The 25581-nt window shown below is 64.9% G+C and carries 23 protein-coding genes and 1 tRNA gene; 15 read left to right on the forward strand and 9 right to left on the reverse strand.

The genetic code is table 11. The features are described from left to right. Positions 1 to 21: 21 nt before the first annotated feature. The 4 genes from ACE3P9_RS01140 to ACE3P9_RS01155 all read left to right on the forward strand — a co-directional run bounded on the left by ACE3P9_RS01140 (position 22) and on the right by ACE3P9_RS01155 (position 2208). Complete coding sequence (locus ACE3P9_RS01140) at positions 22 to 435, forward strand: ExbD/TolR family protein (protein WP_374491107.1); 414 nt, start codon at positions 22 to 24, stop codon at positions 433 to 435. Next, on the forward strand, positions 432 to 776 hold the full coding sequence (hemP, locus tag ACE3P9_RS01145; protein ID WP_374491110.1) for a hemin uptake protein HemP: 345 nt from the start codon (positions 432 to 434) through the stop codon (positions 774 to 776). The genes ACE3P9_RS01140 and hemP overlap by 4 nt, the downstream gene beginning before the upstream one ends. Positions 777 to 985: 209 nt before the next feature. Beyond that, positions 986 to 1699 (forward strand): Bax inhibitor-1 family protein, encoded by a 714-nt coding sequence (locus ACE3P9_RS01150; protein ID WP_374491112.1) that lies wholly within the window; start codon positions 986 to 988, stop codon positions 1697 to 1699. A gap of 233 nt (positions 1700 to 1932) precedes the next feature. Further along, positions 1933 to 2208 carry a hypothetical protein gene (locus ACE3P9_RS01155; protein ID WP_374491114.1) on the forward strand — a complete coding sequence of 92 codons (276 nt, stop codon included), beginning with the start codon at positions 1933 to 1935 and terminating at the stop codon, positions 2206 to 2208. 7 nt (positions 2209 to 2215) lie between these two features. Here ACE3P9_RS01155 and rlmD read toward each other — a convergent pair whose 3' ends face one another. The 8 genes from rlmD to ACE3P9_RS01195 form a co-directional block, all read right to left on the reverse strand. Further along, positions 2216 to 3796, reverse strand: a complete 1581-nt coding sequence (rlmD, locus tag ACE3P9_RS01160; protein WP_374491116.1) for a 23S rRNA (uracil(1939)-C(5))-methyltransferase RlmD — start codon at positions 3794 to 3796, stop codon at positions 2216 to 2218. 202 nt (positions 3797 to 3998) lie between these two features. Beyond that, the gene (locus ACE3P9_RS01165) at positions 3999 to 4886 is read right to left on the reverse strand and encodes a peptidoglycan DD-metalloendopeptidase family protein (protein ID WP_374491118.1); all 888 of its coding nucleotides are present in this window, start codon (positions 4884 to 4886) and stop codon (positions 3999 to 4001) included. Between the two features lie 220 nt (positions 4887 to 5106). Next, complete coding sequence (locus ACE3P9_RS01170) at positions 5107 to 6003, reverse strand: protein-L-isoaspartate(D-aspartate) O-methyltransferase (RefSeq protein WP_374491120.1); 897 nt, start codon at positions 6001 to 6003, stop codon at positions 5107 to 5109. A gap of 2 nt (positions 6004 to 6005) precedes the next feature. Then, a complete protein-coding gene (surE, locus tag ACE3P9_RS01175; protein ID WP_374491122.1) occupies positions 6006 to 6791 on the reverse strand; it encodes a 5'/3'-nucleotidase SurE in 786 nt (261 codons plus the stop codon). Positions 6792 to 6932: 141 nt separating this feature from the next. Next, positions 6933 to 8075 carry a bifunctional nicotinamide-nucleotide adenylyltransferase/Nudix hydroxylase gene (locus ACE3P9_RS01180; protein WP_374491124.1) on the reverse strand — a complete coding sequence of 381 codons (1143 nt, stop codon included), beginning with the start codon at positions 8073 to 8075 and terminating at the stop codon, positions 6933 to 6935. A 170-nt stretch (positions 8076 to 8245) separates the two neighbouring features. Next, positions 8246 to 8322: transfer RNA gene (locus ACE3P9_RS01185), tRNA-Val, on the reverse strand. Positions 8323 to 8445: 123 nt separating this feature from the next. Further along, positions 8446 to 10719 (reverse strand): bifunctional (p)ppGpp synthetase/guanosine-3',5'-bis(diphosphate) 3'-pyrophosphohydrolase, encoded by a 2274-nt coding sequence (locus tag ACE3P9_RS01190; protein WP_374491126.1) that lies wholly within the window; start codon positions 10717 to 10719, stop codon positions 8446 to 8448. Positions 10720 to 10773: 54 nt separating this feature from the next. Then, positions 10774 to 11721 carry an alpha/beta fold hydrolase gene (locus tag ACE3P9_RS01195; protein WP_374491128.1) on the reverse strand — a complete coding sequence of 316 codons (948 nt, stop codon included), beginning with the start codon at positions 11719 to 11721 and terminating at the stop codon, positions 10774 to 10776. A gap of 115 nt (positions 11722 to 11836) precedes the next feature. Here ACE3P9_RS01195 and ACE3P9_RS01200 point away from each other — a divergent pair, with 115 nt between their 5' ends. From ACE3P9_RS01200 to tolA, 10 genes are all read left to right on the forward strand, one after another. Next, positions 11837 to 12619 (forward strand): 3-hydroxybutyrate dehydrogenase, encoded by a 783-nt coding sequence (locus ACE3P9_RS01200; RefSeq protein WP_374491130.1) that lies wholly within the window; start codon positions 11837 to 11839, stop codon positions 12617 to 12619. Between the two features lie 188 nt (positions 12620 to 12807). Next, entirely contained in the window at positions 12808 to 14004 is a 1197-nt protein-coding gene (locus ACE3P9_RS01205; RefSeq protein WP_374491132.1) for a multidrug effflux MFS transporter, read from the forward strand. A 124-nt stretch (positions 14005 to 14128) separates the two neighbouring features. After that, positions 14129 to 15259: a bifunctional 3,4-dihydroxy-2-butanone-4-phosphate synthase/GTP cyclohydrolase II gene (ribBA, locus tag ACE3P9_RS01210; protein ID WP_374491134.1), complete on the forward strand. Its 1131-nt coding sequence runs from the start codon at positions 14129 to 14131 to the stop codon at positions 15257 to 15259. 14 nt (positions 15260 to 15273) lie between these two features. Then, the gene (ribH, locus tag ACE3P9_RS01215) at positions 15274 to 15759 is read left to right on the forward strand and encodes a 6,7-dimethyl-8-ribityllumazine synthase (protein ID WP_374491136.1); all 486 of its coding nucleotides are present in this window, start codon (positions 15274 to 15276) and stop codon (positions 15757 to 15759) included. After that, on the forward strand, positions 15756 to 16316 hold the full coding sequence (nusB, locus tag ACE3P9_RS01220) for a transcription antitermination factor NusB (protein ID WP_374491138.1): 561 nt from the start codon (positions 15756 to 15758) through the stop codon (positions 16314 to 16316). The genes ribH and nusB overlap by 4 nt, the downstream gene beginning before the upstream one ends. A gap of 6 nt (positions 16317 to 16322) precedes the next feature. Beyond that, positions 16323 to 17504 (forward strand): pyridoxal phosphate-dependent aminotransferase, encoded by a 1182-nt coding sequence (locus tag ACE3P9_RS01225; protein WP_374491140.1) that lies wholly within the window; start codon positions 16323 to 16325, stop codon positions 17502 to 17504. Positions 17505 to 17533: 29 nt separating this feature from the next. Continuing rightward, complete coding sequence (locus tag ACE3P9_RS01230) at positions 17534 to 17947, forward strand: YbgC/FadM family acyl-CoA thioesterase (RefSeq protein WP_374491651.1); 414 nt, start codon at positions 17534 to 17536, stop codon at positions 17945 to 17947. 111 nt (positions 17948 to 18058) lie between these two features. Further along, positions 18059 to 18796 (forward strand): protein TolQ, encoded by a 738-nt coding sequence (gene tolQ, locus ACE3P9_RS01235; RefSeq protein WP_374491142.1) that lies wholly within the window; start codon positions 18059 to 18061, stop codon positions 18794 to 18796. A gap of 25 nt (positions 18797 to 18821) precedes the next feature. After that, entirely contained in the window at positions 18822 to 19253 is a 432-nt protein-coding gene (locus ACE3P9_RS01240; RefSeq protein WP_374491144.1) for an ExbD/TolR family protein, read from the forward strand. 23 nt (positions 19254 to 19276) lie between these two features. Beyond that, on the forward strand, positions 19277 to 20596 hold the full coding sequence (gene tolA, locus ACE3P9_RS01245; RefSeq protein ID WP_374491146.1) for a cell envelope integrity protein TolA: 1320 nt from the start codon (positions 19277 to 19279) through the stop codon (positions 20594 to 20596). Between the two features lie 150 nt (positions 20597 to 20746). Here tolA and dnaE read toward each other — a convergent pair whose 3' ends face one another. Then, positions 20747 to 24331 (reverse strand): DNA polymerase III subunit alpha, encoded by a 3585-nt coding sequence (gene dnaE / locus ACE3P9_RS01250; protein WP_374491148.1) that lies wholly within the window; start codon positions 24329 to 24331, stop codon positions 20747 to 20749. A gap of 325 nt (positions 24332 to 24656) precedes the next feature. Here dnaE and ACE3P9_RS01255 point away from each other — a divergent pair, with 325 nt between their 5' ends. Then, entirely contained in the window at positions 24657 to 25436 is a 780-nt protein-coding gene (locus ACE3P9_RS01255) for a hypothetical protein (protein WP_374491150.1), read from the forward strand. Positions 25437 to 25581 lie beyond the last annotated feature (145 nt).

Below are 25581 nucleotides of genomic sequence, written 5' to 3' on the forward strand. Positions count from 1 at the left end.
GTCTACTTTTGCCGTTCCGCCATGTCCATGCCCCTTTCCGACCCCACCGACGACGCCCTGATGACGGAAATCAACATGACGCCCCTGGTCGACGTCATGCTCGTGCTGCTCATCGTCTTCATCCTGGCCATGCCGTTGATCCAGAACTCCACCCGGGTCGAACTGCCGCAGGCTCAGTCCGCTCCTGCCGCACCGCAGCCAGACGCCATTCGGCTCACCATCGACGCCTCCGGCCAGACCTTCTGGAACGATGCGCACGTATCGCCTCAGGAGCTGCGCACCCGCCTCACAGAGGCCGCACACCGCAGCCCCCAGCCCCCCATCGAACTGCGCGCCGACCGGGCCACCCGCTACGAACCCGTCGCCCAGGCCCTGGCCGCCGCGCGCGAGGGCGGCATGACGTCGGTCGGATTCGTCACGGAGCCTGCCCGATGATCTGCCCTGCACGCCCTGATGCCGCACCGGCATCGTCTCCTGCCTCTTCCGCCTCTTCCGCCTCTTCCGCCTCTTCCGCCTCTTCCGCTTCTTCCGCTTCTTCCGCTTCTTCCGCTTCTTCCGCTTCTTCCGCTTCTTCCGCTTCTTCCGCTTCTTCCGCTTCTTCCGCTTCTTCCGCCTCTCCGGCTGCCGCCTTGCCGGTGACCGTTGTTGCCCCCACCGACCGGTGCATCGCCAGCGAAGCCCTGCTTCAGGGGAAGCGTTCGGTCACCATCGTCCACCAAGGCGAAACCTATCGCCTGCAGTCCACCCGACAGGGCAAGCTCATTCTCACCAAATAGCCTGCCGGGGCTGCATTCCTCTGCAGCCCCGGAGTGGCCGGGCACCGGGATGGGTGTTACATGTCCTTGCGAGCGATTCAGGGGGCGCTTCTATAATCAATCCGTCCATGTCGTCACGGAAACAGCGGAAATGCATGGACCTGTCGCGTATCTTCTGCCTGCGCGTTGCCTCCGTTTCTCCCCGCTCCCGTCTTTCCCAAAGGAATTCCATGGAAAACCGTTTCAATTCTTCCGGCGTCCCCGCCAGCAGCGACTGGGGGCGATCTGCCTATGCACCCGACATGGCGACCCGCCAGCGCGTGCTGCGCAACACCTATCTGCTGCTTGCCATCAGCATGGTTCCCACCGTGCTGGGCGCATGGATCGGGGTGGCCAGTGGCGCCATGGCGCTGCTGTCGGGAGGCCTCGGCATGGCCGTGTTCCTGATCGGTGCCTTCGGCTTCATGTACGCCATCGAGCGCACCAAGCAGTCCGGTACCGGTGTGCTGGTGCTCCTGGGCTTCACCTTCTTCATGGGCCTGATGCTCGCCCCTCTGCTGTCCGCCGTGCTCGGCCGCGCCAACGGGGCACGCCTGATCATGACCGCCTTTGCCGGTACGGGCGGCGTCTTCGCCGTCATGGCCGTGCTGTCCTCCGTCGTCAAGCGTGACCTGTCGGGCATGGGGCAATGGCTGTTCGTGGGAGCACTGGTGGTCCTGTTCGGAGGCCTCATCAACCTGTTTCTCGGATCGAGCGCCATGATGCTGGCCCTCTCCACCCTGTGCGTGGGCATCTTCAGCCTGTACATGCTCTACGACCTCAAGCGCATCATCGACGGTGGCGAAACCAACTACATCTCTGCCACCCTGGCGCTCTATCTGGACATCTACAACGTGTTCCAGAGCCTGCTGGTCATTCTGGGCCTCACCAGCGACCGGGACTGAGCAGCCCCGGTGCACAGCCGGCATGGCCGGTGCACCGCCTGTCTCACCCTCTGACACACCGCCTCCTGCACGGGAGGCGGTTTTTTCATGTCCGCACATCGCATGCCCAGGCCACCGGCCATGAACGCTTCGTCACCAATCGTCACAGCTTGCCTGCCCTGTTCCCCCTGCAGTCACGCAGGACGCGGTTAGGCTGATGCCTTTGATTCCTGGTGCATTTTTCCGGAGCCTGCATGTCCACGCCCACTACCGTCCCCTCCCGATATCGACTTTCTGCAGCCACGCTTGCCGCTGCGACCATGCTGCTGCTGGCAGGCTGTGCAGGCTCTTCCGCACTCCAGGAAAATGCGGCCCTGGGTTCCCCTGCAGGCAACGGCAGCAATCTGGGCATAGCCGGATCGAGCGCCTCCGGAGTACAGCTCTATGGCACGGTCGACCTGAGCGTGGGCCGCCGGGAGACCTCCCGCAACGGGAGCATCCAGACCACCGACGGCCTGTCCTCGCACTGAGCAGACGTCAGGCCCCGGCCACGGATTCGATGGCCTGCGGAATACGGGACTGCGAGGCATCAGCCCGTTCGAACACCGCCATGCTTTCCACATGCGCCGTGTGCGGAAACATGTTCACCACACCGGCCGCGCGCAGCACATAGCCCGCCTGGTGCACAAGCAGCCCCGCGTCGCGTGCCAGGGTGGCGGGATTGCAGCTCACATACACGATGCGCTGCGGAGGCTGCCACTCGGCAGGTGCCACATAGCTGCTCTCGCCCTCGACTTCCCGTCCCAGACGCTGCTGGTGAATGTCCGCCAGAGCCTTGACCAGCGCAAAGGCGCCTTCACGCGGCGGATCGACGAGCCACTTGTCCGAAGCGCCATCTGCCACCAGCATGGCCGGGGTCATCTCGAACAGGTTGCGTGCCACGAAGCGTGTGGGTGCCAGCGCGTGTCCATGGGCGTTTGGCTGGTTGGCCGCATGGTTCTCGCGCGAGCGCTGCACCAGGGCCTCGCTGCCTTCGATGCCCAGCACCTCGCGGGCCCGGGTGGCGATCGGCAGGGTGAAGTTGCCCAGCCCACAGAACCAGTCAATGATGCGTTCGTGGCGCTGCACATCCAGCCATTGCAGGGCCCGGCTGACCAGCACGCGGTTGATGTGCGGATTGACCTGCGTGAAGTCCGTCGGGCGGAAAGGCATCGTGATGCCGAATTCGGGCAGGCTGTAACTCAGGGTGGGCGTATCGGGGCTGATGCAGTGCACGGTGTCGGGGCCCTTGGGCTGCAGCCACCACTGCACTCCGGCATCGGCGTGCTCCCGCGCAAAGGCATGGAGCCGCGCCAGATCGGCCTCGCTCAGGGGCTCTAGGTGGCGAAGCACCAGTGCAGTCACGCCATCGCCACAGGCCAGCTCGATCTGCGGGCAGGTGTCACGCGCCTCCATGCCGGCCACGAGCGCACGCAGGGGCAGCAGCAGCGCACTGACATGTGGCGGCAGAATGGCGCAGCTGCGCATGTCGGCAATGTAGCGGCTCTTGCGCTCATGGAAGCCGATCAGCACCTCGCCCTTCTTGATCACATGCCGCACCGACAGGCGTGCACGCCAGCGATAGCCCCAGTCTGGCCCATGGATGGGACTGAGCATGATGCCCGCACGGCACTTGCCAAGGTGCCAGAGGTTGTCCTCGAGCACGCGCTGCTTCATGGCCACCTGGGCATCGGGATGCAGATGCTGCATCTTGCATCCGCCACAGGCGCCGGCATGCAGGCCGAAGTGCGGGCAGGCAGGTCGCACGCGCTGCGACGACTCGCGATGCACGGCGGTGAGCGTGGCCGCCTCCCAGTTGTTCTTGCGGCGGTAGGTGTTGGCACTCACCCATTCGTAGGGCAGCGCCCCGTCGATGAAGATCACCTTGCCGTCGGCGCGGCGCGACACCCCCTGCGCATCCAGATCCATGGCATGCACCAGCAGCCAGTCGGGCTGGGCATGCGGCGGACGTTCGCCGAAGTACGGCAGCAGTTCGCCCAGCCGATCCGTCGTGCCCCCTTCGTCGGTATCGGTCTGGGGGGCATCCTCGACGGGCGGTGCAATCGGAAGGTCACTCATGATGGTCTGGAAAAGAAAAGAGAAACACTAAACGCCGCCCCGATCGAACCGAGCGCACGCAGAAAACGCTGCCCCGCATCGACGAAACCGTCCCCTGCCCTCCTGGACAGGGGACGGGGCAATCAGCCGATGGACTGCTCCTGCTTTCGGCACGCGCCGTTCGGCAAGTGGCCGAGACAGGGAGGCGCCGTCGCCGGCCAGGTCAGGGCCGGGAAGGCAGATAGGTCAGCGGATTGACCGAGGTGCCGTTGCGACGCAGCTCGAAGTGCAGCTTGACGCGGTCGCTGTCGCTGCGCCCCATCTCGGCAATCGTCTGGCCCTTGCGCACGGTCTGGTTCTCGCGCACCAGCAGCTTGCTGTTGTGGGCGTACACGGTCAGGAAGGTGTTGTTGTGCTTGAGGATGATGAGGTTGCCATAGCCGCGCAGGCCTGAACCGGCATACATCACCTTGCCGTCGGCAGCCGCCATGATGGGATCCCCCTCGCGCCCGCCGATGCTGATGCCCTTGTTGCGATCCCCGTCGAAGGACGAGAGGATGGCCCCTCCCCGCGTAGGCCAGGCCAGGCTGATGCCTGCCGCACTGGCACCAGAGGCATGCCCCTGCACCGCAGGCGCTCCGGGGGCCGGCGTGACAGCGGGCGCCTCATGCGCACGTGCATGGCGCACAGCCGGGGCTGCCGCTGTCATGGCTGCAGGCGCACGGTGCCTGACCACCGGAGCCGGCCCATGGGCTGCCATGCCGGGCGGTGGGACCACGCGCAGCACCTGGCCGACCTCGATCTGGTCTGGATTGGGCACCCACTGGCTGTTCCAGCGTGTGATGTCACGCCAGTCCAGCCCATTGGCGCGAGCGACGCTGCGGATGGTGTCGCCCTGCTGAACGGTGTAGTACCCGGGCCGACCGGCGAACTCATGCCCTGGCAGCGTGGCCGGGTCGACGCGCGGAGTGGTGGAGAACATGCCGGTGGAACGGTCCTGGACCGGGGCGCGGGGAGTGGAACCACAGGCCGCGAGCAGGGCCGCCAGGCCCAGACACCACGCGGTGCGGGTGCATTGGCGCAGAGTGCCAACGCGAGCAATGAAACGCATGCAAAGTCCTTCTTGCTGGATTCGAAATGGCCAGACTCCCGAAACAGACTCCGCCGGACTGCGGAGCCATGGCACGACTGCCTCCGGCAGCGCAACGGGATGGCATGGAGCCTCGCACGGCCATCTGCCAGTGCTGCGGACAGATCGGCCTCCTGCAGGAAGCTGCCTCCGTCTCGGCAAATGGATCGGGCCGACAGGAAACGCCATCGCGTCCCGAACGTCAGGCCATGCCGGATTTTAAGGGAACAAAAAGCACGGGTTCGAGCACAGTTTGTTGCAAACCGTGCGCTGTCCGGTCGAGCACCACGAGCACCTGACTCTGCGGCCCCGTGGCCATGGGAGCCACGATGCGCCCCCCTACCGCCAGCTGGTCCACCCATGCCTGTGGAATGGCGGCCCCTCCCGCTGCAGCGATGATGCCCGCATAGGGTGCGCCAGGCGCATAGCCTAGCATGCCGTCACCCAGCAGCAGATGGATGTTGGGAATGCGGAACGGCCGCAGATTGTCGCGTGCCTTTTCGTGCAGTCCCTTGAGTCGCTCGATGCTGTAGACCTCCTGCGCCACCTCGCTGAGCACGCTGGCTTGGTAGCCGCATCCCGTCCCGATTTCGAGCACCCGGCCGAGCCTGGCATCGGGAGGCTGCTGCTGCATGGCCGGACTCGAGAGCAACAGCTCCACCATGCGTGCCACCACACTGGGCTTGGAGATCGTCTGCTGCAGGCCTATGGGCAGGCTGGTGTCGAGATAGGCCTGTGCCAGAAGCGCACTGTCGACAAAGCAGTGGCGCTCCACTGCCATCAGGGCTGCGGCCACCCGTGCATCGTGCAGCCCCTGCGCCTCCAGCTGCTGAACCATGCGGGCCCGAAGGGCCGCCGCATTGGCTGCGCCGGCGTTGCCGACCGTGGTTGGTGTGTTGACGGGCATCACATGCGCGCGCGGCACTGCCTGCGCCGGCACGGGCACAGCCGCACCCGATCCCACCGGAACCGTCGGCACCAGCGTGCCGGTTCCCGGCGGCACCCGTGGTCGGGGAGGTGCAGGAGCCCGGCCCGGCCCCGTGTCGGACGACGAGGCCTCGCTCCACTGGTTGCGCGCGGGAAAGGTGGGCCGCGCCATGGTCACACGGGGCCCATGCCGCCGCCCCCCTGGGCCGTGAATGCCTGCGCCCAGTAGCCGAGCGCATGGTGATCGCACAGATCGATCTTGAGCGGCGTGAGGGACACGTGTCCCTCGTCCGTGGCATGGAAGTCGGTGCCTTCGCCGTTGTCCTTGACGGGACCTGCATTGCCGATCCAGAACATGGTCTCGCCGCGCGGATTCTGCTGCCGGATCACGGGCTCGGCAGAATGGCGCCGCCCCAGCCGGCACACGCGCAGGGGCTGAAGGTCGGCATAGGGCCGGTTGGGAATGTTCACATTGAGCAGCCAGGGCGAACTGCCCGCAGGCCGTGATGCGAGCGAAGCGCCAAGCCGCTGCACCAGTTCGCGGGCTACCCGCGCGGCATCCTCGACATGTTCCCAGCCCCGCTCCACCTGCGAGAAGGCAATGGCAGGGACGCCGAAGAGATAGCCCTCCATGGCCGCTGCCACGGTGCCCGAATAGATGGTGTCATCGCCCATGTTGGCACCGTTGTTGATGCCCGAAACCACCAGATCGGGCAGCTCGTCGAGGAGCCCGGTCAGGGCAATGTGCACGCAGTCTGCCGGGGTGCCATTGATATAGCGGAAGCCGTTCGCCGCCCGCTGCACGTACAGGGGAGCCGTGACAGTGAGGGCATTGGACTTGGCACTGTTGTTGTTCTCGGGGGCAACGACCTCCACGTCGGCAATGGTGTGCAGTGCATCGTGCAGTGCCACAATGCCTGGCGCCTGGTACCCGTCGTCGTTGCTGATGAGAATCTTCATGGTCCTGTTCCATCTCCCTGCCGCGGGGCGGCACTTGCAACCAATTGTAGTGGGTCTGGCACCGACAGTGCCTGCCGCGGTGCTCTCCCTGTCGCGGAGAAACCCCGATGCAGCGTTCTGCCGAGCACGGCGTGGCTGACGCTACGGCTGCTTCAGCGTCAGGAAGTACTTCAGAATGAAATAGTGGTCCTCGAACAGGCGATCGCGCAGCTCCTCAAGCTGCTCCACCGGCCACCAGACGGCCTGCGCGGCATCATCGCGCCCCTGCACAGCAGGCAGAGGTGCCAGTGGATGGGAGTCGGCGAGCCCAAATGCATGGGCATGACTCAGAACCCGTCCCCGCTGGCTGCGGTCCGGCGCATCGAACACCCGCCGAGCCCACAGACTGGCGCGCAGCTGGGCATCGGGCACGGCAAGGGCTGTCTCCTCTCGCAGCTCTCGCAGTGCACCGTCCAGCAGCCGCTCGTCCGCTTCGAGAAAACCTCCTGGCAAGGCCCAGTTGCCCTGCCCCGGCACCCGTCCGCGCTGCACCAGCAGCACATGGCCGCGCTGCACCACCACGGCATCCACGGTACAGAAGATGGGCGCGAAGCCCGCTTCGGCATAGCGGAAGCGGCGCCGGTAGTCCAGCAGATATTCCCGCTCGTCCGCCAGCTGTTCCCATGCCTGCGTGGCACGGAACGTCTGCAGGAAAGCCACGGTCGAAGCAGGCAGCATGGTTGCGGCCATCCTCTGCTGGCGCGCCACATCTTCGGGCGCACGGCCGAAGTAGCACATGCGCACATCGGTGGCATTGATACCATCCACGTTGGCAAAGGGCACGAAGTCCCAGCCTGGGAAAAGGTGCAGGTAATAGCTGCTGTCGTCCTTGACATGCCCCACCAAAGCCACGGGCATCCCGTCGGGATGGCCGCCATCGGCGCGGATAACCGCCTCCACAGCCTGCCGCACCTCGTCGATCCAGACCTGGTCGTCGTAGGGATCATCCACCACCCCGACTGCGCGCACCCGATGGCGCTCGCCATCCTCCAGACAGCCCCGCACCATGGCCGAGCGTTCCGCCACCGTGAAAGGGTTCTTGAAGCTGCGGGGCTGCCGATCGGACCCGATCACCACCACGACCTGGTCCGCACAGTCCAGGCAGGCCTGCAACAGGGCTCGATGGCCCTCATGCACCGGCTGAAAGCGTCCGATCACCACGGCATAGCGATAGCGCCGCGACACGGGCGTGCTGCCGGCAAGCGAATCGGCGAAAGAATGCGCAAGGGAAGATGAGGCAGACATGCGGCACATTGTCCCATGGAGGACGGCCGACATCCGTGCATGGAGCCACCACTGCCCTTGCCCCCTGCGCCCCCTGCGGCATCGACAGCGCCTCGTCCTGCAGCAATGGGCACCTGGCAACACCCCATGCAAAAAGCCCGCTGGTACCTGTGTACCAGCGGGCTTGCAATTGGTAGGCGCGATTGGACTCGAACCAACGACCCCCACCATGTCAAGGTGGTGCTCTAACCAGCTGAGCTACGCGCCTGTCGTCAGAAGCTGCGTAGTATAGCAGGGTTTGCACAATTTTCGCAACGCGCATCCAAAACTTCAGACAAATTGCACTTTCCTCTTTCTGGACTGCATCAGAGTCCCATGGCAGAACGGGCGTTCAGCGCCGCCGGGCACTGCGCACCCCGTCCATGCCGGCCAGCTCGGCCAGGGTCTTGCGCAGGCGATGCGTGTCGCTGACCTGCACGGTCAGGGTCATGTGCGTGACTTCGCGCACGATGTCGTTCTTGAGCCCGATCATGGGCATCTTCTCGCGCGCGAAGAGCTCACTGATGTCGCGCAGCAGACCCGGCCGGTCATGGGCCTGCACCAGCACATCGACGGGATAGTGCCCGACACCCTCCCGTCCCTCCTCGGCCTGCCACTGCACCTCGATGGCGCGCTCGGGGTTGTCGCGCACCATGCTGCGGTAGTTGGGACAGTCGAGCCGGTGCACGCTCACGCCCTTGCCCCGGGTGACAAAGCCCCCGATGGCATCGGGAGGGGCTGGCTTGCAGCATTTGGCGAGCTGGGTCATGAGCGAGCCCATGCCCACCACCAGCACGCCCCCCTTGGGACCGCTGCGGTGGGCATGCCGCTCCTGGAGCTGCGACTGCTTCTGCAGCAGGAATTCATCCTGCGTCAGCGGGGGCGCCTGGGGCTTGAGCACGGCCTCGATGTTGCGCAGCGAGAATTCATCCTTGCCGACCACCTCGAACAGGGCATCGGCACCATCGAATCCGAGCTGGGCTGCCAGTTCGTCGAGCTTGACGGCCGTGCGGCCTTCGCGCTGCAGGAGTTTCTCGACGGCATCGCGGCCCTTCTCGATGGTTTCCTGCTGGGCACGGGCATTGAACCAGGCACGCACCTTGGCCCGCGCACGGTTGCTGACGATGTATTTCTGATCGGAACTGAGCCAGTCGAGCGAGGGTCCCCCCTCCTTGGCGGCAATGATCTCGACGGTCTGGCCGTTGCGCAAAGGGGTATTGAGCGGCACCATCGCCCCATCCACGCGCGCGCCCCGGCACCGATGCCCGAGGCTGGTGTGCACGCTGTAGGCAAAATCCACGGGCGTGGCGCCTGCCGGCAGCTCGATCACGGCCGCTTCGGGGGTGAGCACATAGATCTTGTCTTCGAGCACGGCAGCGAGCTGGGCCGCGTCGGGGGCTGCATCCTCGTTGCCGGTGGCAGAAAAATCCCGCTCCCATGCCAGCAGCTGCCGCAGCACGGCAATCTTGGCGTCGTAGGCACTGTTGGCGGTGTGTCCGGCATAGCCCTTGGTCCCGGCTTCCTTGTAGGCCCAGTGGGCAGCCACCCCGCTTTCGGCATGCTCGTGCATGGCCTGGGTACGAATCTGGATTTCGAGCGGGCGCTCGGGCTGACCTTGCTCGTGTTCGCGCACCACGGTGTGCAGCGACTGATAGCCGTTGGCCTTGGGCTTGACGATGTAGTCGTCGAATTCAGAAGGGATGGCCTCGAAGCGCGTATGCACCCAGCTGAGTGCCTCATAGCAGTCTTCGACCGTCGGCACGATGATGCGCAGCGCCATCACGTCATAGACATGGCTGAAGTCGAGCCCCTTGCCGCGCATTTTCTTGACGATGCTGTAGATGTGCTTGGGCCGCGCCTGCACGTTGGCGCTGATGCCCTGCGCCAGCAGGCCGGCATGCACCGTCTCGCGCAGCCGGGCCGCGCGCTGCTCGCGCTCGACGCGCTTCTCGTCGAGCCAGCGCGCGACCTGCCGATAGGTGTCGGGCTCCAGAAAGCGGAAGGAGAGGTCTTCCATCTCCCACTTGATCTGCCAGATGCCCAGCCGGTTGGCCAGCGGCGCCAGCACATGCAGGGATTCGTAGGCCAGCGCATAGGGCGCCACTTCCTTGACCGCCGCATAGTGCCGGAGGGTCTGCAGCCGCGAGGCCAGACGCAGCAGGATCACGCGCAGGTCGCGCGAGAAGGCCAGCAGCATCTTGCGCACGGCCTCGATCTGCTCGGCCTGCTCCTGGGGGGTGGTGGCTCCGGGCTGGTTGCGCTGGTGCTGCTGCAGATGCATGAGCCGGGTGGCCTGCAAGGCCAGGTGCGCATAGCTTTCGCCAAAGACCTGGGTGATCATTTCCTGTGGCCGGCTCAGATGCTCGGACGCATAGACCAGATAGGCGGCTGCCTGCAGGGAGGGGGCCCCTCCCATCTGCTCCAGAATGCGTGCTACGCCATCGGCATGCACCAGGGCGTTTTCGCCCGTTCCGAGCTGCACGCTGGCCAGAAGAGGACTGGCGAACTGGCGGGCCTGGGTCAGCACATCGGCCGGCTCCGGCAGGCTGCCGGCAGTGGCATGCACGATGTGGGCCACATCCTCGGGAGAGGCTGAAGAATCGGACAGAGAGGAAGAGGCAATCATGGGAATCACACCGGAAGCAGGCCTGGGAAGCCCCCGCCTGCGCCCGTCAGTCAGTCAGACACGGGAAACACCGGAACTCCCGAGCAGGAAGTCGGCAATCGGCTGCATCTCTGCGGCATGGTCGAGGGCAGGCGCATGCCCGGCCCCGGCAATCTCGACCAAGTGCGCACGGGGGCCGCGCATCTGCATGGCGTGTGCAGCTTCCGGGGTCAGGAGGTCGGACTCCTCACCCCGGATCACGAGCGTGGGAGTGGAGAGGGCATCGTAGAGCTTCCACAGCACCTGGGTGCCCGCATCGAAGGCCTCGCGAGGCACCTCGCGAAAGGCATCGGCCAGGGCCGGATCATAGTGCAGACGCAGCCCCCCGGCAGGATGGGGACGGAGCATGGGCCGGTTCAGCCGTGCCCACTCCTCCGGCGTGCGAGGGCCAAATGCCGCGAAGCGCTCCTGAAGGGCCTGCAGCGCCTCGGCCTCGGATGCGTAATGCCCGGTATCCCCCGCATAGGCTCCTATGCGGGCCACCGAGGCATAGGTGATCTGCGGGCCCACGTCGTTGAGCACCAGATGCGCCAGGGAAGGCACCCCGGCCGGCCATGCGGCGCTGCCCTGGAGCGAGGCCAGCCCCATGCCGATCAATCCTCCCATGCTGGTTCCCACCCAGTCCAGGGCGTCGATGGGAGCCTGCTGCGCGAGCCGGGTCAGCAGCTGCACCATGCCCTGCACATAGACCGGAATCTGGTAGAGCGCAGGATCGGGCAGCCATGCACTTTGCCCGCGTCCCGGCACATCGGGGCACACGATGCGCAGCGGGGGCAGTCCCCGCTGGTGTGCCTGCTCGATCAGCTCGCTCGCAAGGGCATCGAAGTCGCGCCCCTGGCGGGTCAGGCCATGCACGCACAGCACCACATGCCCTGCTGCGGGTTCCCCCCATTGCCAGTACCCCATGCGTACGGCATGGTCACCGAGGGTGCATACAATGTGCTCGAGTACTGGTTGACTCATGATGTGTCCCGGACGGAAAGACCTGATCTTGCACCATGCAGGCCCGGCTTCCGAGAAAGCCCCTTCGGCCCGCATCCTCATTTCATCCTACCTGAATTCACCAAGGAGATTCATGATGTTGAAAGGCAAGACAGCGCTGGTGACCGGCTCCACGAGCGGAATCGGGCTCGGCATCGCCAAGGCCCTGGCGGCACAGGGTGCCAATGTGGTGCTCAACGGCTTCGGCGACCACGCCGGCCCCGAAGACGAGGTGCGACAGGCTGGGGCGGCATACGGCATCTCCACGGCCTACCATGGCGCAGACATGAGCAAGCCCGCCGAGATCGAGGACATGATGGCCTTTGCGGCCCAGACTTTCGGCCGCGTGGACATCTTGGTCAACAATGCAGGCATCCAGCATGTGGCCCGGATCGAGGACTTTCCGGTCGAGAAGTGGAATGCCATTCTCGCCATCAACCTCACGAGCGCCTTCCACACCACGCGCCTCGCACTGCCTGCCATGCAGCAGGCCAACTGGGGCCGCATCATCAATGTGGCCTCTGCACACGGCCTGGTCGCCTCGGCACAGAAGTCTGCCTACGTCGCTGCCAAGCACGGCATCGTGGGCCTGACCAAGGTCACGGCGCTCGAAAACGCCACCTCCGGCGTCACCTGCAATGCCATCTGCCCCGGATGGGTACTGACTCCCCTGGTGCAGAAACAGATCGATGCCCGCGCCGCCGCCGAACACATCCCGGTGGAACAGGCCAAGGTGGAGCTGCTGCGCGAGAAAGAGCCTTCGCTCGAATTCACCACTCCCGATGAACTGGGGCAACTGGCTGTGTTCTTCTGCTCGCCTGCGGGCAACAATGTGCGCGGCGTGGCCTGGAACATGGACGGAGGCTGGGTCGCGCAGTGATGCCATCCTTCCCCTGCAGGACAGGCGCTTCCGATCCATGGTAAGGTCGGCGCTCCCTGCCCCCTGAAGGAGCAGATCCCGGCCGCAGACATTCTGCCCGGCCCCATCGGGCCATCCATGCGACTTGTGTCATGGATGGCCCGAAGTCTTTGGCCCTCTGAGCCGTTCCCACTTTCCCTTCCATCGCCTTGCTGTCTCCCTATTTCCGCTACCTGCTGATGCTCTCGGCCCTCACCATGGTGGGGCCTCTGGCCATCGACAGCTATCTGCCCTCGTTTGCCGCCATCCGTGCCGATCTGCACACCACGGATGTGCTGATGCAGCAGACGCTGAGTCTGTTTCTCTATGCCTTTGCGGGCATGATGCTTTTTTATGGCACGCTCGCCGATGCCTTCGGACGTCGCCGCGTCATTCTGGTGTCGCTGGTGCTGTACATCGCAGGATCGCTCGGCGGCGCACTGAGCACCGGCATCGAAAGTCTGCTCGTCTTCCGGGTACTGCAGGGCCTGGGCGCGGGCGGGGGCGCCGTGGTGGGGCGCGCCATCGTGCGGGATCTGTACCGGGGCGCCGAAGCCCAGCGCATGATGTCACACATGACCATGGTGTTCGGACTCGCACCGGCCATCGCCCCCATCCTGGGCGGCTGGCTGCAGGTCCATCTCGGATGGCGCTCGGTCTTCTGGTTCGCCACCCTGTTCGGTGCACTCATGTTTGCCCTGTGCTGGAAGGGGCTGCCCGAAACCCTTCCTCCCGAAGAGCGCCAGCCCTTCCTGCCTTCCGTGATCGTGCGTCAGTATGTGGAATGCACGCTGCACCTGCGGTTCATGCTGCTGGTGGTCGTGCTGGCACTGTCGTTTGCAGGCTTCTCGCTCTACATCGGATCGGCGTCCCACTTCATCATGGACATCCTCCACCTGCCCGAAACGGCCTTTGGCTGGATGTTCATCCCGCTCGTGACCGGCTTGATCGGCGGGTCTGCCATTGCCAGCCGCCTCGCCCACCGCATCTCGCGTCCGCGCATGGTCGTGATGGCCTTTGGCATCATGGCGATCGCAGGCTCCTTCAACCTCGCATACAACCTTCTGGCCGCTCCCCATGTCACGGTGCCCTGGGCCGTGCTGCCCCTGCTGATCTATTCGTTCGGGCTGTCCTTCTTGACCCCGGCCGTCACCATGACTGCCATGGACTACTTCCCGCGCAACCAGGGCCTGGCGTCTTCGCTGCAGTCCTTCGTGCAGATGGTGGTCTTTGCCAGCATGGCGGGGTTTGTGGTGCCACTGCTGTTCGACAGCAGCATCAAGCTGGCCTGGGGCATGGTCGGGGCCGGCACGGCCAGCCTGTGCTGCTACCTCATCTTTGCCGCCCTGCGACGTCGGCAAACCTGACGGGCGCCGCACCGGATGCACACGGCCGCCCGTGCCTGGTGCGGCATGGACATCCCCGCCTCCCCTCCCCACGCGCCCTTGCGCGATAATACGAACTATTTTTCGAATCAAGGCTCATCCCTCCATGGCTAGCGCTCCCGTACCTGCTCCCGTATCCCCCATCGAAGACATCGTGGCCGACCTCCGGGCCGGAAAGATGGTGATCCTGGTCGACGAGGAAGACCGCGAGAACGAAGGTGACCTCATCATTGCGGCCGACCACGTCAGCGCGGAGGCCATCAACTTCATGGCCCGCTACGGCCGTGGCCTCATCTGTCTCACCCTCACCCGCGAGCGCTGCCACCATCTGGGACTGGCCCCCATGACCTCTCGCAACGGGGCACCGCACGGCACGGCCTTCACGGTGTCCATCGAGGCAGCCGAGGGCGTCACTACAGGCATCTCGGCAGCCGATCGCGCCCGCACCGTACAGGCTGCCGTCGCGGCAAACGCCAAGCCCTCGGACCTGGTGCAGCCTGGCCACGTGTTTCCGCTGCAGGCCGTCGATGGCGGCGTGCTCATGCGTGCCGGCCATACCGAGGCGGGCTGTGACCTCGCTGCCATGGCGGGGTGCACGCCTGCCGCCGTGATCTGCGAAGTCATGAACGAGGACGGCACCATGGCACGCCTGCCCGACCTGCAGCTCTTCGCTGCCGAGCATGGTCTGCGCATCGGCACCATTGCCTCGCTCATCGAATACCGCAGCAAGCACGAGTCGCTGATCCGCAAGGTAGCCACCCGCCGCATGCTGACGGCCCAGGGCGAATTCACCGCCCACGCCTACCAGGACATGCATGGCCACAACCTGCACCTGGCGCTGGTGGAGGGCAGCTGGGAGCCTTCCGATCCCGTTCCCACCCGCGTGCACGAGCCACTGTCCGTGCTCGACGCCCTCGAAGTCGGCCGCAAGATGCACAGCTGGAGCCTGGAAGACAGCCTGCGCTACATCCACGAACAGCAGCGCGGCGTGGTGGTGCTGCTGAACTGCGGCGAATCCGCCGCCCAGCTGCTGGCCCAGTTCGATGGCACTGCCCAGGCTTCCCATGCCCCGGGCAAGAGCTTCGATCTGCGCAGCTACGGCATCGGGGCCCAGATCCTGCGTGAATGCGGCGTGCGCAAGCTCAACATTCTCGGCACACCGCGCCGCATGCCCAGCATGGCTGGCTACGACCTGGAAGTCGTCGGCTTCACTGCGGCTCCCCCCCAGAAATCCTGAAGGACTCCTTTCCCATGAAAAACGCAAACCAGGGCGACATCGCCAGCCTCACCAGCCAGCTCGACGGCAAGAAGCTCCGCATCGGCATCGTGCAGGCACGCTTCAACGAAGACATCACCAACGCACTGGCCGAATCCTGCCTGGCCGAACTCATGAAGCTCGGCGTGAAGGCCAAGAACGTCACCCTCGTGCAGGTGCCCGGTGCACTGGAAGTGCCCCTGGCCCTGCAGGGTCTGGCCGACCGCTCCGACTACGATGCCCTCATCGCCCTCGGCTGCATCATCCGCGGCGAGACCTACCACTTCGAGCTGGTGGCCAACGAATCCGGAGCAGGCGTGACGCGCGTGGCGCTGGACCACGGTCTGCCGGTGGCAAACGCCATCCTCACCGTCGAGAACCTCAAGCAGGCCAAGGACCGCCAGATCGAAAAAGGCACCGATGCCGCCCGCGTGGCCGTCGAAATGGCCCTTCTGATGCGCAGCATGGTGAAAGTGGCATGAATTCCTCCTCCCGCACCTCTCCCGCCTCCGAGCTGACCCCCGAGCAGGCCCTGGCCCACAGCGTGCAGGCCGACCATGCGCCGGCCCCTGCCGAGCCCCCTGCTCCGCGCAAGCACACCGGCAAGACCGGACGCAGCCGCGCGCGCGAATTCATCCTGCAGGCGCTCTACCAGTATCTGGTGGGGCACAACGACGCTGCCGCCATCGACCAGTTCACCCGTGAACTCACCGGATTCCACAAGGGCGACGCCGCGCATTTCGATGCCGTCTTCCACGGATGCGTGCAGGAAGCCGAGGCGCTCGATGCCCAGATCGCCCCCCATCTCGATCGGGGCTGGAAGGAAATCTCCCCGGTCGAACATGCCTGCATGTGGATCGGCGTATACGAATTCCAGCATTTCCCGGATGTGCCCTGGCGCGTCGTGATCAACGAGTGCATCGAGCTGGCCAAGGCCTTCGGCGGTACGGACGGGCACAAATACGTCAACGGCGTTCTCAACGCCGTGGCTCCCGAGCTGCGCGCACTGGAGGTCGAAGCCGACCGCCAACGGAGCTGACCTGCCATGCATATCGCAGACCGCGCACGGCGCATCGAGCCGTTCTATGTCATGGAAATCTGCAAGGCCGCACAGGAGCTCCAGCAGCGTTCCGGCAGCCATGCAGATCCCCTGCTCTACCTCAACATCGGCGAGCCCGACTTCACGGCTCCGCCCCTGGTGGCCCAGGCAGCCGAGCGCTGCATCCGCGACGGCAACACCCAGTACACCGCAGCCAACGGCCTGCCGGCCCTGCGTGAGCGCATCAGCGGCTGGTACGCCGAGCGCTTCGGTCTCTCCATCGACCCGGCCCGCATCGTGGTGACGGCCGGTGCCTCGGCTGCCCTGCAGCTGGTGTGCATGGCCCTCATCGAGCAGGGTGACGAAGTGCTCATGCCGGATCCCAGCTATCCGTGCAACCGGCATTTCGTGAGTGCGGCAGAAGGCACGCCGCGCCTCATTCCCGCATCGGCCGAAGACCGCTTCCAGCTCAACGCCGCACAGGTCGAGGCCCACTGGACAGCCGCCACGCGCGGCGTGCTGCTGGCCAGCCCTTCCAACCCTACGGGAACCTCCATCGCGCCGGCCGCCCTCAAGTCCATTGTGGACGTGGTGCGTGCACGCGGCGGCTTCACCATCGTCGACGAGATCTATCTCGGCCTGAGCTATGACAATGCCTACGGACACAGTGCCCTGGAGCTGGGCGACGACATCATCAGCATCAACAGCTTCAGCAAGTACTTCAACATGACCGGCTGGCGCCTGGGCTGGGTGGTGCTGCCACCGGCACTCGCGCAGACGGTGGAACTGCTGAGCCAGCATCTCTTCATCTGCCCGAGCACCGTGGCCCAGCATGCCGCACTGGCCTGCTTCGAGCCCGAGAGCCTGCGCATCTACGAAGAGCGCCGCGCCGAATTCCGTGCCCGACGTGACTGGTTCGTACCGCAGCTCGACGCCCTCGGCATGCACGTGCCGGTCCGGCCCGATGGTGCCTTCTATGCCTGGGCCGACATCGGCAGCTGGCTGCCCCGCCTGGGAGTGGACAACAGCTGGGACGCCACCTTTGCCCTCATGGAACGGGCCCGCGTGGTGGTCACACCCGGTCGCGACTTCGGCACGGCAGACACCTCCCGGTTCGTGCGCTTCTCCACGGCCAACTCGCTTGCCCAGCTGCAGGAAGCCATTGCCCGACTGCAGCGGCTGGCCTGACCTCTTTCGCCGACCTGCTGCGCTGCAACATCATGTTTCATTTTCAGGTGCGTGTTTACTGGGAAGACACGGATGCCGGGGGCATCGTCTTCTATGCTAACTACCTCAAGTTCTTCGAGCGCGCACGCACCGAATGGCTGCGCGCGCTCGGCGTGGAGCAGCATCGGCTGCGCGCGGAAACAGGAGGCATGTTCATCGTGAGCGCCACCGACATGCGCTATCACCGTCCGTCCCGGCTGGACGACCTGCTCTGGGTCTCGGCCCACCCGATGCAGGTCGGCCGCGCTTCGGCCGTCATCGTGCAGACAGCCCGACTCGGCCATGCCGAAGGCCCCCTGCTGGCCGAAGGCACCATTCGCCTGGGCTGGGTGGACGGCGAGCGTCTGCAGCCGGCACGCATGCCTGCCGGTCTCCACGCCCTGCTGCAGCGCCACAGCCAGTGAGCCGCTGCGGGCGAGCTGCAAGCCCGTGACTGTCGACAGGGTACAGGTGCACCCTGTGCGTCCGTCTTCTGCGTTCTCTTTCTCTTCTCCCGTTTCTCTCAGGCTCTTCCCATGAACTCCCCGGACATGAATCTCGTGCAGCTGGTGCTGCACGCCAGCTGGATCGTCAAGGCAGTGCTGGCTCTGCTGCTCGTCATCTCGGTCACGAGCTGGGCCGTCATTGCCGCCAAGATGGGAGCGCTTCGGCGCACCAGAGGGCTCAATACACTCTTCGAGCAGCATTTCTGGTCGGGAGCGAGTCTCAATGAACTCTACGATGCAGCCAGCCGCAATGCCCGCTCGGCGGGCCCTACCGAGCGCATCTTTGCCAGTGGCATGCGCGAATTCCTGAAACTCCGCGAACGACAGGCCGGCGATCCGCTGCAGCTCGTGGACGGTGCCCGCCGTGCCATGCGGGCAAGCTTCCAGCGCGAGACCGACATGGCAGAGAGCAAGCTGTCCTTTCTGGCATCGGTCGGCTCCATCTCGCCCTATGTGGGCCTGTTCGGCACGGTGTGGGGCATCATGCACGCCTTCACCGGCCTTGCAGGCATGGAGCAGGTGTCGCTTGCGACCGTGGCCCCCGGAATTGCCGAATCGCTGGTGACCACTGCTGTGGGCCTGTTCGCCGCCATTCCGGCCGTGGTGGCCTACAACTTCTTCGCCCGCGACATCGAGCGCATCACCGTGGCAGAGGAAAGCTTCATCGACGAGTTCTCCAACATCCTGCAGCGCAACGCGGCCAGCCGGCCTGCAGTGCAGGCGCCACCCGCGTCGGCCGACACCACCGCCTTCGCTGCCACCCGCTGAGTGCCCCATCGGAGAGGAGAAAGTCATGCCTGCAGTGGTCTCCCGAAGCAGTCGCCGCCGTCCCATCAACGAAATCAACATGGTGCCGTTCATCGACGTCATGCTGGTGCTGCTCATCATCTTCATGGTCACGGCACCCATGCTGCGTCCGGGCAAGATCGATCTGCCCAAGGTGGGCAGCACGCATACCCAGCAATCACAAGCCATCCGCTTGGTGCTGATGCCTGACGGCCAGATGACGCTTCAGGATGGAGAACGCGGCACACCCGTTCCTGTCCTCCGAGAACACCTGCTGTCTGAACTGCAGCGCATGCTGCATGGGCGCAGCGACGTGGCCGTGTTGATTGAGGCTGATCGCCAACTCAAATATGACGATGTGATGCAAGCCTACGCGCAGCTGCAAGGAGCAGGCATATCGCATATTGCGCTATCCGCACTGAGCGCAGCAAAGAAATAGCCCCATCCCCACGCACGCTTCCCGTGTCACATACCCCTGATCTCTCCTCCCACGAAGGGCTGCTTCCGCCCCGGGAACCCTTCCGGCCCGCTGCCTGGCTCGTGGCGCTGCTGATCCATCTGGGGCTGCTCGGACTGCTGGCGTGGGCCACGCACTGGGCGGTGGACACGCCCGCAGGAGAAGCCGTGGTGGCTGAAGTCTGGGACTCCACGCCTTCGGAGGAAGGCCAGTCCGGAACAGGTGGTGGCCAGTCTGCCCCAGAAGCGACTGCTGCCCCGACAACAGCTGCAGCAGCTCCCACAGAGGCCGATGTCGCCGATGCGCGCCACGCGGCGGAAGCACAGCAGGCCCGCGCCGCTGCGCATGCAGCGCAGCTGGCTGCAGCCAGGCAGGCAAGGGAACAGGCCCGCGAAGCCGTACGGCAGCAGGCCGAAGCACAGCAGGCACAAGAAGAGGCCCGACAACAGGCCGAGGCACGCGAGAAGGAGCGCGCCCGCAAGACCGAGGAAGCCGCCCAGGCCCGGCAGCGCCACCTGCAGGCCATGGCCGAGGCACGGCAGGCAGCCCAGCAACAGGAAGCGGATGTGGCTCTGCGCCGCCAGCGCCATCTGCTCCAGCAAAAACAGGAGGCGCATGCCGCCGAACAGGCCCGCCGGCAGGCTCAGGCTGCGCAGGCTGAAGCGGAACGCCAGGCCCATGCCGCTCAACTGAAAAAGGCACGGCAGCAGGAAGCTGCCGCCCGCGCGGCCGAGGCCCGCAAGGCCCGTGCAACGGCTGCCGCTCAGGCCAAGGCACAAGCCAGGGCTGAAGCAGCCTCTGCCGCCCGCAGTCAGGCGCGTGCCGCTGCAGCGGCAGCAGCCCAGAAGGCCAAGGCCGAGAAGATGGCTGCAGCCCGCATCGCCCGTGAAAAGGCACGGGCAGAGGCAGGCCGCCAGTCCGAAATCGCCCGCATGGCACGCATGGCTGCAGGCACCAGCCTGGGCGGATCGGGAGGAGACGCGCATGCCCGCGGAACCGGCGCTGGAGGCAAGGGACAGAAGGGAACAGGCAAGGATGCCACCTCACGCGGCGGATTCTCTGCCAGCTATGCAGCCCGGGTTCGCAACAGGGTCTACCCCAACATCCGCTTCCATGGAGGCAATGACGGAGCGCCGGTGACGGTGGTGCGCGTCAGGGCCGGAGCGGATGGGCACATTCTCTTCAGCCGTGTCGTCAAGCCCAGCACCGATTCCGACTGGGATCAGGCCGTGCTCAATGCGCTGGAACGCACAGGGACCCTGCCTGCCGATGTCGATGGTCAGGTGCCCCAGGTGCCGTTCACCATCACCTTCAAGCGGCATTGAGGCTGCACGGCCACGCCGGCAGGAGCGGCATGGCTTGCACGTCTGGGCACTGCCTCGCGCCTGTCATGCGCGCCCCTGCACGAGCTGCCCTCGACGGCTCGCTCATGCCTGCCCGTCATGCCCGTACGATCATATCGACCGCCGCGATGCTCACTCGTACATGATGCGTGCAGACCCCTGCGACAGCAGGGCCTGCCACCGCGCCATGGCGGCATCGCTCGGGTAGAAGCGCGAGGCTGGTCCCAGCGCCAGCAGCCCCTGTACCGGACGGGTGGGAGACGACGTCTCTGCCCCGCCCTGCCCTGCCCTGTCCGCCTGTTCCCCTTCTTCAGGGCGAATGCGGATCTTCAGCCGCACCGCCAGCCCGCGCACGATCTCGTCCCCGGTCTCCAGCACCTCCCTCTCGGGCGGATGTTCCTGCAGCACGCGGGCCACATCGGGTCCCGCCTGTCCAGGGGCCAGCAAGCCCACATCGGCCAGCAGGTACTTGCCGAACCGGCAGCGTGCCGCCGGCAGGCTCCAGGCCTGCTGCACCGTGAGACGAATGCCACCGCTGAACTTGTCGAAGCGTGGCACAGCCTGCGCCACCACCAGCGCATCATCGACCAGCAGACCTGGACTGGCGGACCATACGGACTCATCTGCACTCGCATCGATGACGCCCGACTTGTCGTCGAGCTTGAACAGCGCGAGCTTGCCGCTGCGGCCATTGATGACACGAAAATCACCGACAATGCCGGCCACCAGCACCGGATCGCGGCTGTCCGTCAGATCGGCGATGCGCAGCCGCGCAAAACGCCGCACCTCGTCCTCGTTCTCGTCGAACAGGTGCCCCGAGAGAAAGAACCCAATGGCGGTCTTCTCCTGCACAAGGCGCTCCTTGATGCCCCAGGGCGTGGCTGGAACCATGGGAGGCTCGTCCGTGCTGCTCCCTGGACCATCCAGCATGTCGAACAGCCCCACCTGGTTGGCATTGGCTGCCTGGCTGGCCGCGTACTCAAACGCCAGATCGATGTTGGCCATGAGCTGTGCCCGGTTGCGATCGAGCGCATCGAAGGCCCCTGCCTTGATAAGGGCCTCGACCGTGCGCTTGTTGATGCGGGTACGGTCGACACGGTTGCAGAAGTCGAACAGGCTGGTGAAGCCCCCCCCTTCTTCCCGCGCCTCTGTCAGTGCCTTGATGGCATTCTCGCCGGTGCCCTTGATCGCCCCCAGCCCATAGCGGATGACCTGATCCGACACCGGCTCGAACCGGTAGGCACTGCGGTTGACATCGGGCAGCTCGCAGGTGAGCCCCATCTTGACCGCGTCCTCGTACAGCACCTTGAGCTTGTCGGTGTCGTCCATTTCGATGGTCATATTGGCGCAGAAGAACTCGGCGGTGTAATGCACCTTGAGCCAGCCCGTCTGATACGCCAGCAGCGAATAGGCCGCCGCGTGTGACTTGTTGAAGCCGTAGCCTGCGAACTTCTCCATCAGGTCGAAGACCTCGTCGGCCTTCTCCTGGCTGATGCCCTTCTTGGCCGCCCCGGCACGGAAGATTTCCCGGTGCTTGACCATCTCCTCAAGCTTCTTCTTGCCCATGGCCCGGCGCAGCAGGTCGGCGCCCCCGAGGCTGTAGCCACCCAGCACCTGGGCGCTCTGCATGACCTGCTCCTGATAGACCATGATGCCGTAGGTCTCGGCCAGCACCTTCTCGAGCAGAGGATGGGGATAGATCACCTCCTCGCGGCCATGCTTGCGGGCAATGAAGCTGGGAATCAGGTCCATGGGGCCTGGACGATAGAGCGCATTCAGGGCGATCAGATCCTCCAGCCGCGTCGGACGCGCGTCCCGGAGCATCGACTGCATGCCCCGGCTTTCGAACTGGAACACCGCCTCGGTATTGCCCTCCTGAAACAGCCGGTAAGTGGCCCTGTCATCGAGCGGAATCTGGTCGAAGTCGAAATGCTCCTGCCCCTTGTGGCGCCCACAGATGAATTCCCGGGCCAGCTCCATGATGGTGAGCGTGGCCAGCCCCAAGAAGTCGAACTTCACCAGACCGACGGCTTCCACGTCCTCCTTGTCGTACTGGCTCACGGCCGATTCGCTGCCTGGCTGCTGGTAGAGCGGGCAGAAATCGGTCAGCTTGCCCGGAGCGATCAGCACCCCCCCCGCATGCATGCCGATGTTGCGGGTCAGCCCTTCGAGCTGCTGCGCCATCTCGATGAGCGTCCGCACCTCGTCGTCGTGCGAGATGCGCTCGGCAAGCTGAGGCTCCATCTCGATGGCGTAGTTGTTTTTGTCGCCCTCTTTCTTTTCGGCTGGCGGGTACTGCAGCGTCACATGCATGCCCGGCTTGTTCGGCACGAGCTTGCTGATGCCGTCGCAGAAGGTATAGCTCAGGTCCAGCACCCGCCCCACATCCCGGATGGCGGCCCGCGCGGCCATGGAACCGAACGTGGCAATCTGGCTCACGGCATCGCGCCCGTAGCGATCCTTCACATAGTCGATCACACGGTCGCGGTTGGTCTGGCAGAAGTCGATGTCGAAGTCAGGCATCGACACCCGTTCCGGATTCAGGAACCGTTCGAACAGCAGGTTGTACGTCAGCGGGTCGAGATCCGTGATGCGCAGCGCGTAAGCCACCAGCGAACCGGCTCCTGACCCCCGCCCCGGCCCCACCGGACAGCCATTGTTCTTGGCCCAGTTGATGAAGTCCTGCACGATCAGGAAGTAGCCCGGGAACCCCATCTGCAAAATGGTGCCCAGCTCGAACTCCAGACGCTCCTCATAGTGGGGGCGCTCCTCGTTGCGCCGGGCCTCGTCGGGATACAGGTGGGCGAGCCGTGCCTCCAGACCCTCGTGGGAGAGCTTGCGGAAATACTCCTCCATCGACAGACCGTCGGGAATCGGATAGTTGGGCAGCTGAGGCTTGCCGAGCGTGAGCGTGATGGCACAGCGTCGCGCAATCTCGACCGTGTTGGCGATCGCGGAAGGAATGTCGGCGAACAGGGCCTCCATCTCCGCCGTGGTGTGGAAGTACTGCTGGTGCGTGAATCGGCGCTGGCGCCGCTGGTCTCCCAGAATCTCCCCTTCTGCAATGCAGACCCGTGCCTCGTGGGCCTCGAACTCCGCCGCCGTCATGAACTGGATCGGATGGGTGGCCACCACCGGCAGCTGCATGCGCTGCGCCAGCCGCACGGCGGCCACCACATGGGACTCGTCCGTCCCCCGTCCTGCACGCTGCAATTCCAGATAGAAACGGTTGGGAAAGACCTCCTCGCACTGCAGCGCCAGCGCATGTGCCTGCTCCATGTCTCCCGCCAGAAGCGGCAGTCCAAGCGGCCCCGCCTGTGCGCCAGACAGCAGAATCAGCCCGCCAGACAGCTCCCGCATCCACTCCCATTTCATGGTGGCCTGCGGCTTGGAGCCGATGGCCTGCCAGCCCCGCGTCAGCAGCTCGCACAGATGCAGATAGCCCTCATGACTCTGCACCAGCAGGATCATGCGCGGCAGCGGACGATCCTTGGCGGGTGGCACCAGTCCCTCGACCATCACCTCGGCGCCCAGAATCGGTTGCACCCCTTTCTTCTGCGCGGTCTTGTAGAGCTTGAGTGCCCCGAACATGTTGTTGAGATCGGTCAGCGCCAGGGCAGGCTGACCATCCCGCGCGGCTGCCGCAACAGCCTTGTCGACACGCACGGTGCCATCGACCACGGAAAACTCGGAATGAAGACGGAGGTGCACAAACATGCCGGTCATTGTAGGTGGCCGGGCGTCCCGCTGCCTCCGAGCCAGACGGGTAACCGACCGCCGGTCTCTTTCTGCAGGTGGAGCGATCCCCGCCTCTACAGGGAGCCACGTCACATAAATGACACAGATGTGGAAACTGTCACAGTCTCCTCCAAGCCGACCACCAGAAAACGAAATTTTCCATTCATCATTGCGCCGACAAAGACAGTTGCACGTTGTCCAAAAAATTAAATTAATGAATAATTATCTTCATGAATCTTCGTTACACGATGAACGCAGATTGGCTCGCCAGCAGTTTCGGCATATCTCTTAAGGAACTGACACCATGACCCGGTCGCTCACCATCAGCTGCATCGGCCTGACCCATGCGGAAGCCACGCTCATCCAAACCATCCTGAAGCTTTCCTCCAACCCCTACGTCCGTCAATGGCGCTGGGTGAATAGTGTGGATGAAGCTCCTCTGGCAGCTGTCCTGCTGGGAGAACATGTGGAGGTGACCACCCTGTCCATGGAAGGAATGAATGCCATCGCCCAGGCGGGCGCACGCCTGTGCATCGGACAGCCTCACAGTCCGCTGGACATGGCCCACGACATCATGCCTCGCCCCATCCGGGCTGAATGCCTGCTGGACTGGCTGGCACGCAAGACCCCCGGCTACGTGGAGGAGCAACCCACCGGCAATGGAGAGCAACCTCAACGTTCTGCCCCCATCGTTGCAGGGCTGGGGCATTCCGATATCCGGCTCACTCGCTGGCCTTCCACGGTATTCCTGCGGGGTGATGCCACTCGCATCCGCCTGTCTGCCCTGCTGTCCAAGCGCTCGATGAGCATTGCCAAGCTCTCCGTGGTCAGCGGCGAAAGCATGAAAACCTGTGACGACTTCGTACACGAGCTGCAGACTGCCAAGCTGCTGGAAGTCCGCCCCAGAGCCCACCACGATATCGCATCCGCCACGGCAGTTTCTCATCCCCATGCTGTCATGGCTGCAGCCAATGCATCCTTTACGCCCATCCAAACCCAGCAAGACAGCACTGCTCCTCAGGCCTCCAAGCCGGCAGCCGCTCTCGGATTCTTCCAGAATCTGCGCCGTCACCTGGGACTCTGAGCTTCCTTCAGAACGCGCAGGAAAAAATGGTCTGGCCTCCCTGCCTTCCCGAAGGCAGGGGTGGTGTCCAGTTGTTTCCCCTGGGCAAACCTGTCGTGGCGCACGAAAAATGAATGGCCCCGTGATAGACTGGCCCGACATCAAA

The sequence above is a fragment of the Allobrachymonas sp. genome (assembly GCF_041912815.1).
GTDB lineage: Bacteria > Pseudomonadota > Gammaproteobacteria > Burkholderiales > Burkholderiaceae_C > Brachymonas.

Excerpts from the sequence above, each read along its gene's own strand:
- ACE3P9_RS01140 (WP_374491107.1), top strand. The coding sequence starts at position 22 with ATGTCCATGCCCCTTTCCGACCCCACCGACGACGCCCTGATGACGGAA.
- hemP (WP_374491110.1), top strand. The coding sequence starts at position 432 with ATGATCTGCCCTGCACGCCCTGATGCCGCACCGGCATCGTCTCCTGCC.
- ACE3P9_RS01150 (WP_374491112.1), top strand. The coding sequence starts at position 986 with ATGGAAAACCGTTTCAATTCTTCCGGCGTCCCCGCCAGCAGCGACTGG.
- ACE3P9_RS01155 (WP_374491114.1), top strand. The coding sequence starts at position 1,933 with ATGTCCACGCCCACTACCGTCCCCTCCCGATATCGACTTTCTGCAGCC.
- rlmD (WP_374491116.1), bottom strand. The coding sequence starts at position 3,796 with ATGAGTGACCTTCCGATTGCACCGCCCGTCGAGGATGCCCCCCAGACC.
- ACE3P9_RS01165 (WP_374491118.1), bottom strand. The coding sequence starts at position 4,886 with ATGCGTTTCATTGCTCGCGTTGGCACTCTGCGCCAATGCACCCGCACC.
- ACE3P9_RS01170 (WP_374491120.1), bottom strand. The coding sequence starts at position 6,003 with ATGGCGCGGCCCACCTTTCCCGCGCGCAACCAGTGGAGCGAGGCCTCG.
- surE (WP_374491122.1), bottom strand. The coding sequence starts at position 6,791 with ATGAAGATTCTCATCAGCAACGACGACGGGTACCAGGCGCCAGGCATT.
- ACE3P9_RS01180 (WP_374491124.1), bottom strand. The coding sequence starts at position 8,075 with ATGTCTGCCTCATCTTCCCTTGCGCATTCTTTCGCCGATTCGCTTGCC.
- ACE3P9_RS01190 (WP_374491126.1), bottom strand. The coding sequence starts at position 10,719 with ATGATTGCCTCTTCCTCTCTGTCCGATTCTTCAGCCTCTCCCGAGGAT.
- ACE3P9_RS01195 (WP_374491128.1), bottom strand. The coding sequence starts at position 11,721 with ATGAGTCAACCAGTACTCGAGCACATTGTATGCACCCTCGGTGACCAT.
- ACE3P9_RS01200 (WP_374491130.1), top strand. The coding sequence starts at position 11,837 with ATGTTGAAAGGCAAGACAGCGCTGGTGACCGGCTCCACGAGCGGAATC.
- ribBA (WP_374491134.1), top strand. The coding sequence starts at position 14,129 with ATGGCTAGCGCTCCCGTACCTGCTCCCGTATCCCCCATCGAAGACATC.
- ribH (WP_374491136.1), top strand. The coding sequence starts at position 15,274 with ATGAAAAACGCAAACCAGGGCGACATCGCCAGCCTCACCAGCCAGCTC.
- nusB (WP_374491138.1), top strand. The coding sequence starts at position 15,756 with ATGAATTCCTCCTCCCGCACCTCTCCCGCCTCCGAGCTGACCCCCGAG.
- ACE3P9_RS01225 (WP_374491140.1), top strand. The coding sequence starts at position 16,323 with ATGCATATCGCAGACCGCGCACGGCGCATCGAGCCGTTCTATGTCATG.
- tolQ (WP_374491142.1), top strand. The coding sequence starts at position 18,059 with ATGAACTCCCCGGACATGAATCTCGTGCAGCTGGTGCTGCACGCCAGC.
- ACE3P9_RS01240 (WP_374491144.1), top strand. The coding sequence starts at position 18,822 with ATGCCTGCAGTGGTCTCCCGAAGCAGTCGCCGCCGTCCCATCAACGAA.
- dnaE (WP_374491148.1), bottom strand. The coding sequence starts at position 24,331 with ATGTTTGTGCACCTCCGTCTTCATTCCGAGTTTTCCGTGGTCGATGGC.
- ACE3P9_RS01255 (WP_374491150.1), top strand. The coding sequence starts at position 24,657 with ATGACCCGGTCGCTCACCATCAGCTGCATCGGCCTGACCCATGCGGAA.